We start from the raw sequence: 14,670 nt of genomic DNA on the forward strand, positions 1-14,670 counted from the left end.
CCATACTCGATCTGGTTTCGGAAAGGACGACCATGATCGAGTGGTTACAGGCGGTTCGCATCGATCACGCGAAGGTGCTCTTCGTGGCACTCGGCGTCACGGTCGTCCTGTTCGTGGTGCTGGCCGTGCGCGGACACGTGCGTCGGTGGATCGTGCCCACACTCGTGTCGACCGTCGTGGCGGCGGGCTCAGGCATCCTCATCGTCTGGCTGGTCGGCGATGTGTGGGATGTCTTCGACTACACCTTCACGGCCACGTTCCGCCTGTGGGTCGCACTCCTGCTGGCCGGGGGTGCTTTCGCGGCCATGAGCTTTCGTCATACGAGGCTCTGGCGCAAGCTGGTGGCAGCAGCGGCCATCCTGTCGATAGCCGTGACCTCGGCCCTGTTCATCAACGCCGACTTCGGTGAGTACCGCACCGTCGGCGACATCTTCACGCCGCGTGAGGTGCCGGCCCTCTCCCTTCCTCGGCCGGCCCCGGTCGATGCGGCGGATGTCGCCACCCCGGGTTTCGCGGCCGCCTGGACGCCTCCCGGCGAGATGCCCGCGACCGGCTCGGTGGGCGAGATCAAAATCCCCGCGACCGTGTCGCATTTCGATGCCCGCAACGCCGTCGTCTACCTTCCCCCGGCCGCACGCACCGCACACCCCCCGAAGTTACCGGTCATGGTGATGCTCTCGGGCCAGCCGGGGGCACCCGACGACCTCTTCGTCAAGGGCGGCCTCGCCCACACGCTCGACGCCTACGCGGCGGCGCACAAGGGTCTCGCGCCCATCGTCGTCGTGCCCGACCAGCTGGGTGCGCCGGAGAAGAACCCGATGTGCGTCGACTCGCCGCTCGGCAATTCGGCCACCTACATCACCCACGACGTGACGGCCTGGATCCAGGCCAACCTGCCGGTCACGACCGACCACCGGTACTGGGGCATCGGCGGGTTCTCGCAGGGCGCCACGTGCACCACACAGTTCGGCCCCGCGCATCCGGATCTCTATCGCACGTGGTTCGATATCGCGGGCGAACAGGCTCCGACGATCGGCGACAACACGGTGCGGGATGGTTTCGGCGGCTCACAGGCGGCATACGACGCGGCGAAGCCGGCCGCCATCCTGGCCCGGAACGCCCCCTATCAGGATGTCGCGGCGATCGTCGGCTACGGATCGCTCGACACCCGGCTGGGACCCGAGACGCAGACGGTCGAGGCGGCTATGAAGGCCGCGGGCGTCTCGACGACGGAGATCGTGTCGCCCGGCACGGCACACGACTGGAACACGGTCACGTACATCTTCGGCAAGGGCATCCCCCTGCTGGCTGAGCGACTGGGATTGGACACAGAATGAGCGACGACACCGCACGATCGGCCTCGTCTCCCGAGTCACCTCGAGTCGCTCCGGGCGCTCCGGGCGCTTCGGTCGACCCCGCCGCGACGCGTCCGGCCGCGCCCGCCGAGAAGAAGTCGGCCTCGCGCTTCGACCGCACCGCGAGTGCTATCGGCCGCTGGGCCCGCCGACGACCGGCCACCATCGCGCTCACCCTCGTGATTGCCGCGCTCAGCGTGACCGGTTTCGCCTCGTCGACGTACGGCTGGGGATGGGACATCCTCGCCACGGGCCAGGACGACGTCTTCGTCGAACACCATTGGTGGGGGATCTTCACGGCGTTCCTCGCGGCCGACGGCTGGCCGTCGCTGATCGCCGTCGTGCCCCTGCTGCTCGTCGTCGTGGGCGAGTCGGAACGTTTGATGGGCACCTGGCGGGTCCTCGTCGCCTATCTCGGCGGAAGCGCCACGGCCGCGCTCGTCGGCTTCGCCATCAGCTACGCCGAGCGCACCGTGCTCGAGTACGTCCCGTTGAGCGCCGCCTCGGTCGACACGCTTTCCCCCGCGACGGGCGTCGTGTGCGCCGCGATGGCGGCGAGCGCGTTCACGGGCGCGCTGTGGCGTCGGCGCATCCGACTCTTCGCCACCCTGTTCGCCGTCACCCTGTTCCTCTATGCCGGGGGAGCGGGCGACCTGTTCGCGCTCCTCGCCGTTCCCATCGGTCTCGGCGTCGGGTTCCTCGTCGGCGGCAGCCGTTCCCGGTTCCGGCTCGTGCGCAGCTCGCATCACGAGACGCGTGTGCTGCTCGCATCCATCGTCGCGCTCGGCGGCGTCGGCCCGATCCTCGCGGGACAGATCGGCACGGGCGACGGTTTGCTGTCGCTCTACGGTGCCCTGTCCTTCGATCCCGTGTCGAGCGCCGACGGTGTGTTGTGCGCACTCGGTTCGACGAGCGCGCCCTGCTCATCGACGGCGGATTCGCTGCTCGACGCGCATTCGGCGGTTGCGCTCATCTCGGTCTTCCCGATGGTTGCCCTGTTGTTCATCGCCTGGGGAGTCTTCCTCGGTCGCCGCGTGGCGTTGTGGCTGGCCGTGATCGCGAACGTGCTGCTCAGCACCGCCATCTCGATCTACTTCGGGCTCACACCCGCTTCGCTTCCGCAGCTCTTCCCGACCATGAACGAGCTCGACACGGCCGTCGACCGTCGCGCCCTGGTGTCGTTCATCGTGTGTGCCCTGCTGCCACTGGCGGTGGCGGTCTTCCTCATCGTGATGCGACGCCACGTCGCGGTGCGGTCGACGCGCTCGGTTCTGCAACGATTCGTCGTGACGATCGCGGCGGGGGCGCTCACCGCGGCCGCCGTCTCCTTCGTCGGCACCTGGATGCTGCGCGAGCAGTTCCGGCCCGCGATCTCTGCTGTCGACATCCTCAGAGAATTACCGCTCCGCCTCGCCCCGCCGTCGTTCGTCGTGTCCGACAGCCTCGGCTTCATCCCCACCACACCGTGGGCCGACCTGTTCTGGTACGGCCCGTCGGTCATCTTCGGCGTCGTGCTCGTGGCGGCCGTGGCCCGGCTCGTGCTCTCTCCCTCCGCCGTTCCCGGCTCGGACGATCGCCTGCGTGCGCGGGCCCTGCTCGAACAGGGCGGCGGCGACACGCTGGCGTTCATGTCGACGTGGCCGGGCAACAGCTTCTGGTTCGACGCCGAGTCCCGGGCAGCCGTCGCCTACCGTGTGCGCGGTGCGGTCGCCGTCACCACGGGCGGCCCCTTCGGCCCCGATTGCGACGACCCGGCCGTCGTGCGCCGCTTCATCCGTTTCTGCGGGGACAACGGCTGGACCCCCGCGTTCTACGGCATCGACGACCGTTCGGTGTCGGCGTTCGACGATCTCGGATGGCATCGCCTCGAGATCGCCGAAGAGGCCATCGTGCTGCCGCAGCAGTGGTCGACCACGGGCAAGAAGTGGCAGGACATCCGCACGTCGATCAACCGCGCGGAGCGGGCGGGCATCGTCGCCGAGTGGACCTCGTGGCCCGAGATGTCGTTGTCGAAGCGGTCTCAGGTGCAGGCCATGTCCGAGGCCTGGGTGGCCGACAAGGAGCTGCCCGAGATGGAGTTCACGCTCGGCGGGTTCGACGAGCTGGCCGACCCCGCCGTGCGCATCATGCTCGCGGTGGATGGCGAGGGCCAGATCGAGGCGGCCACGAGCTGGTTGCCGTCCTACGGCCCCGACGGCGTCATCGGCTACACGCTCGACTTCATGCGCCGCCGTGCCGATGGCATGAACGGCACCATGGAGTTCCTGATCGCGAAGTCGGCGACCACCATGCAGGCCGAGGGCATCCAGTTCATGAGCCTGTCGGGCGCGCCGCTCGCCAAATCGGGGGGTGGCGGGCACACGGATGCCGAGGCATCCACCATTGCGCGCCTGCTCGACTACATCGGCACCTCGCTCGAGCCCGTCTACGGTTTCCGCTCGCTCCTCAACTTCAAGCGCAAGTTCCAGCCCACGTTCGTGCCACTGTGGCTGGTCTACCCCGACGCCGTGAACCTGCCGGCCATCGGCGTCGCCCTCGTGCGCTCGTATATCCCGGGCCTCTCGGTCGCGGATGCCGCGCGCTTCGTCCGAGACATGCGCGAGCCGCGCGCGGTGGTGTAGCCTGAGCGGGTGTTGTTCGGTGCGCTCCTCCTTAGCTGCCGCGACGAGTCCTAATTCCAGGCCTCCCTCGTCGCGGAGTTCGTCATCGGCTGAATTCGATTCGCGAGGAGCTGTAAGACCATGAAGAACACTCAGAAGCCGTCGGCCATGCCGGTGCACAAATACCGCCCGTTCCACGAGCAGATCCGGGTGGACCTGCCCGATCGCACGTGGCCGTCGAAGCGCATCACCGAGGCGCCCCGCTGGTGCGCCGTCGACCTGCGCGACGGAAACCAGGCGCTCATCGACCCGATGAGCCCCGAGCGCAAGCGCATCATGTTCGACCTGTTAGTCGGCATGGGCTACAAAGAGATCGAGGTCGGCTTTCCGAGCGCGAGCCAGACCGACTTCGACTTCGTGCGCAGCCTGATCGAAGAGGACGCCATCCCCGAAGATGTCACCATCCAGGTGTTGACGCAGGCGCGCGACCACCTGATCGAGCGCACGTACGAGTCGATCAAGGGCGCCAAGCAGGCCATCGTGCACCTCTACAACTCGACCAGCATCCTGCAGCGCGAGGTCGTCTTCCGCACCGACAAGCAGGGTGTCATCGACATTGCCCTGCACGGTGCGCGCAAGTGTCGCGAGATGGAGAAGACCATCCCCGAGACGGCCGTCTTCTACGAGTACTCGCCCGAGAGCTACACGGGCACCGAGCTCGAGTTCGCCGCGGACATCTGCAACCAGGTGCTGGCGGTGTTCGAGCCCACGCCCGAGCGCAAGGTCATCATCAACCTGCCGTCCACGGTCGAGATGGCCTCGCCCAACGTCTACGCCGACTCGATCGAGTGGATGGGTCGCCACCTCGACAACCGCGAGAACGTCATCATCTCCCTGCACCCGCACAACGACCGCGGCACGGCCATCGCCGCCGCCGAGCTGGGCTACCTGGCCGGCGCCGACCGCATCGAGGGATGCCTCTTCGGCAACGGTGAGCGCACGGGCAACGTCGACCTGGTGGCGCTCGGCATCAACCTGTTCACGCAGGGCATCGACCCGCAGATCGACTTCAGCGACGTCGACGGCGTCAAGCGCACGGCCGAGTACTGCAACCAGCTGCCCGTCCCCGAGCGCAGCCCCTGGGCCGGAGACCTCGTCTTCACGGCCTTCTCGGGTTCGCACCAGGATGCGATCAAGAAGGGCTTCGAGGCCATGGCCGCCGAGGCCGAACGCACGGGTAAAACGATCGACGAGCTGGAGTGGGCCGTGCCCTATCTGCCGGTCGACCCGAAAGACCTGGGCCGCAGCTATGAGGCGGTCATCCGCGTCAACTCGCAATCGGGCAAGGGCGGCGTCGCCTACCTGCTGAAGACCGACCACGCGCTCGACCTGCCGCGCAAGCTGCAGATCGAATTCTCGGGCGTCGTGCAGCGCAAGACCGACGCCGAGGGCGGCGAGGTCACGAGCGACGCGATCTGGAACATCTTCCAGGACGAGTACCTACCCGCGGCCGACGACGACGCCAAGTGGGGTCGCTTCGAGCTCACCTCCACGCGCACGGCGAGCGATTTCCAGGGCGAGGTCGAACTCGTGGTCGATCTGCGTGACGGCGACGAGGTGTCGCGCGCTCAGGCATCCGGCAACGGCCCGATCGCCGCGTTCATCGAGATCATGCGCGGCCGCGGCATCGAGATCTCGCTCTACGACTATGTCGAGCACACCATGAGCGCCTCGGGCGACGCCAAGGCCGCGGCCTACGTCGAGCTCGACGTGAACGGCACGCGCCTGTGGGGCATCGGCATCGACGGCGACATCTCGACGGCATCGCTCAAGGCCGTGGTCTCGGCCGCCAACCGCGCCATCCGCGCCGAGGTGCGCGAGCCCGAGCTGCAGAGCGCCTAGTCCAGACGAACGAGAGGCGGGGTCGGTCCGAGAGGGCCGGCCCCGCTTTCGTGTGCCGCGAGCGGCTCATGGATAGCCGAACTCCGCCACGGGGTCGGCCGCGCGCTCGGCAGGACGGCCAGGGCGAGGGGGGTCAGCCGCGCCCGCGCCGCCAGCGTGGCCAACTGCTGAGCGCCCGTTGCTCGGGCAGGCTCCAGCCGAAGCGCACCGCGAGAATGCGCAGCAGGGTCGTCACGATCACGCACACGATGGCGCCGACCTCGATGGGCACGTCGAGGACGAAAAGCACACCGAGGGCCGCGCATCCCGCCAGCGCCGCGACGGCATAGAGCGACCCCACGTGCATCAGGGCGATCGGGATGTTGAGCATCACGTCGCGCAGCACCGACCCGCCCACGGCCGACAACATGCCGACGAAGACGGCGGGAACGGGCGGGATGCCGACGGCCAGCGCCTTGGTCGTGCCGATCGCGCCGAAGAGACCGATGGTGAGAGCATCCAGGCCGATGATGAGGCGGTTCAGGCGCGTGAAGATCGCGAGCAAGAGCATGCCGAGCAGGGCCGCGCCGACGGCGGTCAGCAGGTACCAATCGCTGCGCAGGGCCGCGGGCACCTGATTGAGCAGCAGGTCGCGCACGATACCGCCGCCGAGACCCGTGACGATGCCCATGATGGCCACGCCCAGGATGTCGAGCCGGCTCTCGCGAAAACGCGACGCGAACATGGCCCCCTGCACGGCACCGACGCCCACGGCGAGCAGGTCGGCCCAGAGCGGAATCACGAAGAGGGGGGTCACCACCTACATCTACCACGGCCCGAGGCGGCGCGCGTAACCGGCCACTGTCAGGGGGAGGAGAGATAATGAGGACATGCCCCTGTACCGTGACGAAGCCGTGGTGCTTCGCACCCACAAACTGGGCGAAGCCGACCGCATCCTCACGCTGCTCACGCGCCAGCACGGCAAGGTGCGGGCGGTGGCCAAGGGCGTCAGGCGCACGGCATCCAAGTTCGGGGCCCGGCTCGAGCCGTTCATGGTGGCCGACATCCAGTTCTATGAGGGGCGCAGCCTCGACATCGTCACGCAGGCCGAATCGCTCGGCTCCTATGGCGCCCAGATCGTGGGCGATTACGACGCCTACACATCGGCCAACGCCATGGTCGAGACCGCCGACCGGCTGACCGAATCCGAGGCGTCGCTGCAGCAATACCTGCTGCTCGTCGGCGCGCTGCGCTCGTTGTCGCGCCGCGAACACGTGCCCAACCAGACCCTCGACTCCTATCTTCTGCGCGCGCTGTCGCTGGCCGGGTGGGCCCCGAGCTTCTATGACTGCGCGCGCTGCCAGGCCGAGGGTCCCCACACCCACGCGGTCGTGCAGCTGGGCGGTGTCGTGTGCGACAACTGTGCCCCGCCCGGAGCCCCGCGTCTCGACGCCGAAACCATCGACCACCTCGCGGCCCTCCTGACGGGCAGCTGGGATGTCGTCGAGGCCAGTTCCCCGTCCGCCACCTCCCGCGCGAGCGGCGTCGTGGCCGCCTACACGCAGTGGCACCTCGAGCGCGGCCTCAAGTCGCTCTCGCACGTATCCCGAGAGGAGGGCCAGCGTTGAGCCCGAAGCCCTACACACATAGAGACGCCGTCGAATACCGCGCACTCGACTGGACCGGCGTCTACCCGCCCGAGTTGCCGAAGAAGGGCGTGCCCGAGCACGTGGCCATCGTCATGGACGGCAACGGGCGCTGGGCCAACAAGCGCGGCCTCTCGCGCGTCGAGGGGCACAAGGCCGGCGAGGCCGCGCTGCTCGACGTCGTCGCGGGCGCCATCCAGGCCGGCGTGAAGCACCTGTCGGTCTACGCCTTCTCCACCGAGAACTGGCGGCGGTCGCCCGACGAGGTGCGCTTCCTCATGGGCTTCAACCGCGACGTGCTGCACCGGCGCCGAGACCAGCTCAACGAGTGGGGCGTGCGCGTGCGTTGGGCGGGCCGCAAACCGAAGCTCTGGGCATCCGTCATCAATGAGCTGCAATACGCCGAGCAGCTCACGGCGGGCAACGATGTGCTCACGCTCACCATGTGCGTCAACTACGGCGGCCGCACCGAGATCGCGGATGCCGTGGCCAAGATCGCCGCCGACGTGCAAGCCGGGCGGCTGAAACCCTCGGGCATCAGCGAGAAGACCATCCAAAAGGCGCTCTATACGCCCGAGATGCCCGATGTCGACCTGTTCGTACGGTCGTCGGGCGAGCAGCGCACGAGCAACTTCCTGCTGTGGCAGAGCGCATACGCCGAGATGGTTTTCCTCGACCGGCTGTGGCCCGACTTCAGCCGCACCGACCTCTGGGAGGCGATCGGCCTCTACATCGGGCGCGACCGTCGCTTCGGGGGAGCGGTCGACACCCCACAGGCGTGACGCAGTTCTCGGGAATGCGAGCGAGCCCCCGGCCGTTGACACCTGTCGTGACTGAAACGACATCGCAGCCCGAGACCACCACGACCGACGCCGTCCACTCGGTGGCGCAAGCCGTCGGCACGATCTCGGTGGACATCTGGTCCGACATCGCGTGCCCCTGGTGCTACATCGGCAAGCGCAAGTTCGAGGCCGGCATGCAAAAGTACCTGGCCGCCGGTGACGATCGCGCCGTGGCCATCGAGTACCACTCCTTCGAGCTGGCGCCCGACACGCCGGTCGACTTCGAGGGCGACGAGCTGGACTTCCTGTCCCGCCACAAGGGCATGCCGCGCGAGCAGGTGCAGGAGATGCTTGCTCGCGTGACCGAGATCGCGGCATCCGTCGGGCTCGACTACGACTTCGGCAAGCTGCACCACACCAACACGGTCAAGGCGCACGAGCTGCTGCACATCGCGAAGGACCACGGCGTGCAGCTCGAACTCATGGAGCGCCTCTTCAAGGCCTACTTCGTCGAGGGCGGGCACGTCGGACGCATCGAGGATCTCGTGGCCTACGGCGCCGAGGTGGGGCTCGATCCCGTCGCGACCGAGGCCACGCTGCGTTCGGGCGAGATGACTCCGCGCGTGCGCGAAGACCAGACCATCGCCGGCCAGTACGGCATCCAGGGCGTGCCCTTCTTCGTGCTCGACGGCGCCTACGGCATCTCCGGGGCGCAGGAGGCCGACACGTTCGCCGATGTGCTCGAGCAGGTGCTGCAGGTGCGGATGGCTGCAGCCGCCGAACTCGCGGCGGAGAATGCTGAGGGTGCCGAAGGTGCCGAGGGTGCCGCAACCGACGACAAGGCCGGAGCATGACCATGGATGCAGCGGGCGCGGCGTCGCAGCCATCGACCGTCGATCAGCCCGTCGTGACCGCCGCACGGGTATCGCTCACACCTGGAACGCCGACTGTCGTCGGGGGGACCCGGGCGCCCCTGACGGTGCTGGGTGCCACGGATGTCGGCTATTGCGAGGGTGATTCGTGTGTCATCCCCGGCGCGGCCAGCGGATCGGCGGATAACTAGTCGTTCGCCGTTCGCCGTTCGCCGTTCGCCGTTCGCCGCTAGCCGCTTACCGGTTTGCGCATCGCGCGCCGGCTCGTGACCGTCGGCTATTCGGGATCGGTGATGTCGCCCACCTGGGCGCCGAGTGCCGCGAGGAACGCTGCGGAGTCGACGAAGAGGCTGTGGCCGTGTGCGCCGGCGCCGAGCGCGATGCGCCCCGGGCCGATCATGCTGTCGGCATATACGGGAAGCGCCGTGCGGCTGCCGAGCGGCGTGATGGTGCCGCGTTCGTATCCCGTTGCCTCGAGCGCCAGCTCCTTGTCGGGCAGCGACAGCTTGTTCACGCCCACCACGGCGCGCAGCTTCGCCCACGAGATCTTGCGGCCGCCGGGCACCAGGGCGAAGAGGAACGAACCGTCGTGGCGCTTCACGACGAGCGTCTTCACGAGCTCGCCGGGTGCGATGCCGAGCAGTGACGCGGCCTCGTCGAGGCTCGACGCCTCGGGCCGTTCGACGATCTCCACGTCCAGCCCCAGCTGCGCGGCGTGCGCCCGCACGCGATCCGTTCCCTCGATATCGCCGAAGTTCGACCCGTCGTCCATGCCCTGCGCCCCGATCTGGGAGAATTGAGAAGTTATGTCTGCCGTATCCACGATAAGCCACCCCCAGAGCGCCGCCCCGGCCCTCACCATCGGCAACCTCTCGCTCGAGGCGCCGGTCGTGCTGGCGCCCATGGCTGGCATCACCAACACGGCCTTCCGCCGTCTGTGCCGCGAATTTGGCGCGGGTCTCTACGTCAGCGAGATGATCACGTCGCGCGCGCTCGTCGAGCGCACACCCGAGACCATGCGCCTCATCCAGCACCACGAGTCCGAGACGCCCCGCAGCATCCAGCTCTACGGCGTCGACCCGAAGACCGTCTCCGAGGCCGTCACGATCCTGGTCGCCGAAGACCGCGCCGACCACATCGACCTCAACTTCGGATGCCCTGTGCCCAAGGTCACCCGCAAGGGCGGCGGCGCGGCGCTCCCGTGGAAGCAAGACCTGTTCCGCGACATCGTCGAGGGCGCCGTGAAGGCGGCCGGTTCGGTGCCGCTCACGATCAAGATGCGCAAGGGCATCGACCCCGACCACCTGACCTACCTCGAGGCCGCGAAAGCCGCCCAGGGGGCCGGCGTGGCGAGCATCGCGCTGCACGCGCGCACGGCATCCGAGTTCTATTCGGGTCACGCCGATTGGAGCGCGATCCGCACCCTGAAAGAGACCATTACCGACGTTCCCGTTCTCGGCAACGGCGACATCTGGTCGGGGGCCGACGCCGTGCGCATGGTCGAAGAGACGGGCTGCGACGGTGTGGTCGTGGGCCGCGGATGCCTCGGTCGCCCGTGGATCTTCAGCGACCTGGCCGCGGCCTTCCGCGGCGAGAACACCACGCACCAGCCGAGCCTCGGCGAGGTGGCGGCCACGTTCCGACGCCACGCGGTGTTGCTGGCCGAGTTCTTCGACAGCGAAGAGCGGGGGTGCCGCGACATCCGCAAGCATGTCGCCTGGTACTTCAAGGGCTACCCGGTGGGCGGCGACCTGCGCGCGCGCCTCGCCACGGTCGAGTCCCTGCAGCAGATGGACGACCTGCTCGGAACGCTCGACGGCGACCTGCCCTACCCCGGCGAAGCGGCCGAGGGTCAGCGCGGCCGTGCGGGCACGCCCAAGCGCCCGGCGCTGCCCGAGGGCTGGCTCGAGAGCCGCACGCTCGCCAGCCGTGAGCAGAGCGACCTGAACGAGGCCGAATTGAGCACCAGTGGTGGCTGAGCCCCAGGGTGTCGCGCGCGCCGAACAGCGCGGCGGCTACACCCCGCACGACGAAGAACGCTGGCTGCCCGAGCACCACTCGTCGCGCCGCAGCGACTTCGCCCGCGACCGCGCGCGTCTGCTGCACTCCAGCGCGCTGCGTCGACTGGCCGCCAAGACGCAGGTCCTGAGCCCCACGGCGGGCCTCGACTTCGCCCGCAACCGCCTCACGCACTCGCTCGAGGTCGCCCAGGTGGGTCGCGAGCTGGCGAACAGCCTCGGCCTCGACCCCGACGTGGTCGACACGGCCTGCCTCGCGCACGACCTCGGCCACCCGCCCTTCGGCCACAACGGCGAACGCGCCCTCAACGAGTGGGCGGCTGACATCGGCGGCTTCGAGGGCAACGCGCAGACGCTGCGTCTGCTCACACGCCTCGAACCCAAGGTCTATGGCCCCGACGGCCAGAGCTACGGCCTCAACCTCACGCGCGCGAGCCTCGACGCGAGCTGCAAATATCCGTGGCCGGCCGCCGCCAGCGTGCCCGACCCGGGCGGCCGCGCCAAGTACGGTTTCTTCGACGACGACACCCCCGCCTTCGAGTGGTTGCGCTCGGGCGCCCCCGTCGCCCGACAGCGCTGCATCGAGGCCCAGGTCATGGATCTGAGCGACGACATCGCCTACTCGGTGCACGATTTCGAAGACGCCATCGTGAACGAGTACATCGACCCCGCCTTCCTGAGCGCGCGGGCCGGGCACGGCTCGCTCATCAAGGCCGTGCAGGCCTGGGCGGGTGACGAGTTCAGCCTCGACGACCTGGCGTCGGCGTTCGAGCGGCTCGCAGCATCCGATCTGTGGGTGAGCAGCTGGGATGCGTCGCGCCGCGACCTGGCCAAGCTCAAGAACTTCACCAGCCAGATGATCGGCCGGTTCGCGGGGCAGGCCACGGCAGCCACGCGCGAGGCGGCCTCCAGCGACGCGCTCATCCGCTTCAACGCCGACGTGGTCGTGCCGAACGCCATCATGGCCGAGATCGCCGTGCTGAAGGGTGTCGTCGCGGCGTTCGTCATGTCGAGCGACGCGCGGCAGCCGATCTACCGCCAGCAGCGCAACGTCTTGACCACGCTCGCCGACCGGCTCTACGCCGAGGGTGAGCGCTCGCTCGACGTCGGTTTCGCCGACGATTGGCGGCGCGCCGACTCCGATGCCGCGCGCAAACGCGTCGTCGTCGACCAGGTCGCGAGCCTCACCGACCAGTCGGCGCTCAGTTGGCACGAACGCCCGGGCGCGCTGGCCGAATAGCGTTCACCAGCCCGCACCGATGAGCGCCCCGTCGCGTCGCGGACGCGGGTCGACGAGCGTCTTCCGGGCGGCTGCCGCACGGGCCCGGATGTCGGCGGTGCCACGTAGGATGAACACATGGCCGGACTCATTCGTCAAAGCGACATCGACGAGGTCAAGGCGCGCACCAACATCGCCGATGTCGTCGGCGAATACGTCTCGCTGAAATCGGCCGGCGTCGGCTCGATGAAGGGCCTGTGCCCCTTCCACGACGAGCGCAGCCCCAGCTTCCATGTGCGCCCCCAGGTCGGTTTCTACCACTGCTTCGGCTGCGGCGAATCGGGCGATGTCATCTCGTTCCTGCAGAAGATGGACCACGTCACCTTCACCGACGCGGTCGAGCGCCTGGCCGGCCGGGTCGGCTTCCAGCTCACGTTCGAAGACGGCGGGCAGGCGCGCAGCGAGCACGGTGCCCGCTCGCGGTTGCTGGCCGCCAACCTCGCGGCCGAAGAATTCTTCCGCGATCAGCTCATGACGCCCGGGGCCGATGTGGGCCGCCGGTTCCTCGGTGAGCGCGGTTTCGACCAGGCGGCGGCCACGCGTTTCGGCGTCGGCTTCGCCCCCAAAAGCTGGGATGCCCTCACCAATGCCCTGAAATCGCGCGGGTTCACCACCGAGGAGCTGAGCGCCGCGGGCCTCGTCTCCTCGGGTGACCGCGGCGTCTACGACCGCTTCCGGGGGCGCCTCGTCTGGCCCATCCGCGACGTCACCGGGCAGACCATCGGGTTCGGGGCGCGCAAACTGCTCGACGACGACAAGGGCCCCAAATACCTCAACACGCCCGAGACCGCGGTTTATCACAAGGCCCAGGTGCTCTACGGGCTCGATCTCGCCAAGCGCGACGTCTCGCGCTCGAAACGCGTCGTCGTGGTCGAGGGCTATACGGATGTCATGGCCTGCCACCTCGCGGGCGTGACGACGGCCGTTGCCACCTGTGGCACGTCGTTCGGCGTCGACCACATCAAGGTGCTGCGCCGCGTGCTCGGAGACGACAGTGCCACCGGTGAAGTCATCTTCACCTTCGATCCCGATGCGGCCGGGCAGAAGGCCGCCATGCGGGCGTTCACCGAGGAGCGCCGCTTCGCCGCACAGACCTATGTCGCCGTGGCGCCCGACGGGCTCGACCCGTGCGATCTGCGACTCGCCCAGGGCGATGCGGCCGTGCAACGCATGGTCGACGCCAAAGAGCCCATGTTCGAGTTCGTGATCCGGCAGGTGCTGTCGCAGTACGACCTCGAGACCGTCGAGGGCCGCGTGAGTGCCCTGCGCGCGTCGGCGCCCATCGTGGCCGACATCCGCGACGCGTCGATTCGACCGGGCTATGAGCGCGTTCTCGCCCGGCAGTTGGGGCTCGAGCTCGACGAGGTGCAGACGGCCGTGCGGGGTTCCTCGCGCGGCGGCAGCGGCTCGAGCGGAGCCGGGTCCCGTGGGGCATCGCGTCCCGCAGCGGGCCGGGCCATAACGAGCAACCCGGGCGGCGTCATCACGCTCGGCATGACGCCGAGCGGTACGGCGGCCTATGTGCCGGCCGCCCCGAGCATGCCCGCGTCGCCGGCGCCCACGCGCGCCGAGTCGGCACCGGCGCAGAACGCCGTCGCACCCGACGAATACCCGCCCGAGCCCGACGACGAGTACGACGACGGGGGCGGCTGGGCGCCGAACGGTCCGGATGACGGTGGCCCCGGCATCCTCGACGCCCGCGACGGGGGAGCGGTGACCTCGTTGCGCGAGGAACGCCCGCTGTCGCTCGCCGACCTGCCGCCCGATCAGGCCACGCGCCTCGAACGCGACGCGCTCATGGCGATCCTGCAGTTCCCCGAGCTGGCCGGTCACGAACTCGTGGCGCGCGCGGTGCACACCGGTTTCGTGAACCCGTCGCTCGCGGTCATCCGCGATGCCATCGCCACGACGCTCGACAGCTTCGGCACCGAGGCCTGGTTCCCGCGCGTGATCGACGCCGTCCCCGTGCCGCTCGCCTCGCTCATCCAGCAACTCGCCGTGGCCCCCGTGCCCGAGCGCTCCGAGCGCGACCTCAGCGCGTATGTGCGCGAGATCGCGGCCGCTCTCGTCGAGCGCGACCTGCTGCGCCAGTCGCACGAGATGCTCGGAAAACTGCAGCGCACCGACCCGACCGACCGCGAGGCCTACCGCGCCGTGCAGCGCCAGCTGCTCGATCTCGAGGCCGAGCGCCGCGCGCTCAAAGAGACGTCCTGACGTTTCGGCCACCCACCATGGGG

12 protein-coding genes are annotated in these 14,670 nt (G+C 68.8%); 10 read left to right on the top strand and 2 right to left on the bottom strand.

The window, feature by feature from the left end:
- The first annotated feature begins 32 nt into the window (after positions 1-32).
- The 3 genes from ACUWEX_RS07140 to leuA all read left to right on the top strand — a co-directional run bounded on the left by ACUWEX_RS07140 (position 33) and on the right by leuA (position 5,857).
- Entirely contained in the window at positions 33-1,337 is a 1,305-nt protein-coding gene (locus ACUWEX_RS07140) for an alpha/beta hydrolase (RefSeq protein ID WP_445997554.1), read from the top strand.
- Positions 1,334-3,976 (top strand): bifunctional lysylphosphatidylglycerol flippase/synthetase MprF, encoded by a 2,643-nt coding sequence (locus ACUWEX_RS07145; RefSeq protein ID WP_445997555.1) that lies wholly within the window; start codon positions 1,334-1,336, stop codon positions 3,974-3,976. The genes ACUWEX_RS07140 and ACUWEX_RS07145 overlap by 4 nt, the downstream gene beginning before the upstream one ends.
- 120 nt (positions 3,977-4,096) lie before the next feature.
- Positions 4,097-5,857 carry a 2-isopropylmalate synthase gene (leuA, locus tag ACUWEX_RS07150; protein ID WP_445997556.1) on the top strand — a complete coding sequence of 587 codons (1,761 nt, stop codon included), beginning with the start codon at positions 4,097-4,099 and terminating at the stop codon, positions 5,855-5,857.
- Between the two features lie 133 nt (positions 5,858-5,990).
- Here the strand turns inward: leuA and ACUWEX_RS07155 are convergent, their stop codons facing one another.
- Positions 5,991-6,656, bottom strand: a complete 666-nt coding sequence (locus ACUWEX_RS07155; RefSeq protein ID WP_143785345.1) for a trimeric intracellular cation channel family protein — start codon at positions 6,654-6,656, stop codon at positions 5,991-5,993.
- A gap of 70 nt (positions 6,657-6,726) precedes the next feature.
- Between ACUWEX_RS07155 and recO the strand changes: the two genes are divergently transcribed.
- From recO to ACUWEX_RS07175, 4 genes are all read left to right on the top strand, one after another.
- Entirely contained in the window at positions 6,727-7,464 is a 738-nt protein-coding gene (gene recO, locus ACUWEX_RS07160) for a DNA repair protein RecO (protein WP_445997557.1), read from the top strand.
- Positions 7,461-8,264 carry an isoprenyl transferase gene (locus ACUWEX_RS07165; protein ID WP_445997558.1) on the top strand — a complete coding sequence of 268 codons (804 nt, stop codon included), beginning with the start codon at positions 7,461-7,463 and terminating at the stop codon, positions 8,262-8,264. The genes recO and ACUWEX_RS07165 overlap by 4 nt, the downstream gene beginning before the upstream one ends.
- Before the next feature lie 101 nt (positions 8,265-8,365).
- Positions 8,366-9,118, top strand: coding sequence for a DsbA family oxidoreductase (locus ACUWEX_RS07170; protein WP_445997619.1), 753 nt, complete (start codon positions 8,366-8,368; stop codon positions 9,116-9,118).
- Positions 9,115-9,327: a hypothetical protein gene (locus tag ACUWEX_RS07175; RefSeq protein WP_445997559.1), complete on the top strand. Its 213-nt coding sequence runs from the start codon at positions 9,115-9,117 to the stop codon at positions 9,325-9,327. Before ACUWEX_RS07170 ends, ACUWEX_RS07175 begins: the two co-directional genes overlap by 4 nt.
- 86 nt (positions 9,328-9,413) lie before the next feature.
- Here ACUWEX_RS07175 and ACUWEX_RS07180 read toward each other — a convergent pair whose 3' ends face one another.
- A complete protein-coding gene (locus ACUWEX_RS07180; RefSeq protein WP_445997620.1) occupies positions 9,414-9,908 on the bottom strand; it encodes an aminoacyl-tRNA deacylase in 495 nt (164 codons plus the stop codon).
- 34 nt (positions 9,909-9,942) lie between these two features.
- Between ACUWEX_RS07180 and dusB the strand changes: the two genes are divergently transcribed.
- The 3 genes from dusB (at position 9,943) to dnaG (ending at position 14,647) form a co-directional block, all read left to right on the top strand.
- Positions 9,943-11,115 (top strand): tRNA dihydrouridine synthase DusB, encoded by a 1,173-nt coding sequence (dusB, locus tag ACUWEX_RS07185; RefSeq protein WP_445997560.1) that lies wholly within the window; start codon positions 9,943-9,945, stop codon positions 11,113-11,115.
- A complete protein-coding gene (locus tag ACUWEX_RS07190; protein ID WP_445997561.1) occupies positions 11,108-12,394 on the top strand; it encodes a deoxyguanosinetriphosphate triphosphohydrolase in 1,287 nt (428 codons plus the stop codon). The genes dusB and ACUWEX_RS07190 overlap by 8 nt, the downstream gene beginning before the upstream one ends.
- 117 nt (positions 12,395-12,511) lie before the next feature.
- Positions 12,512-14,647 (top strand): DNA primase, encoded by a 2,136-nt coding sequence (gene dnaG, locus ACUWEX_RS07195; RefSeq protein WP_079727464.1) that lies wholly within the window; start codon positions 12,512-12,514, stop codon positions 14,645-14,647.
- Positions 14,648-14,670 lie beyond the last annotated feature (23 nt).

It is taken from the genome of Okibacterium fritillariae (assembly GCF_052783725.1).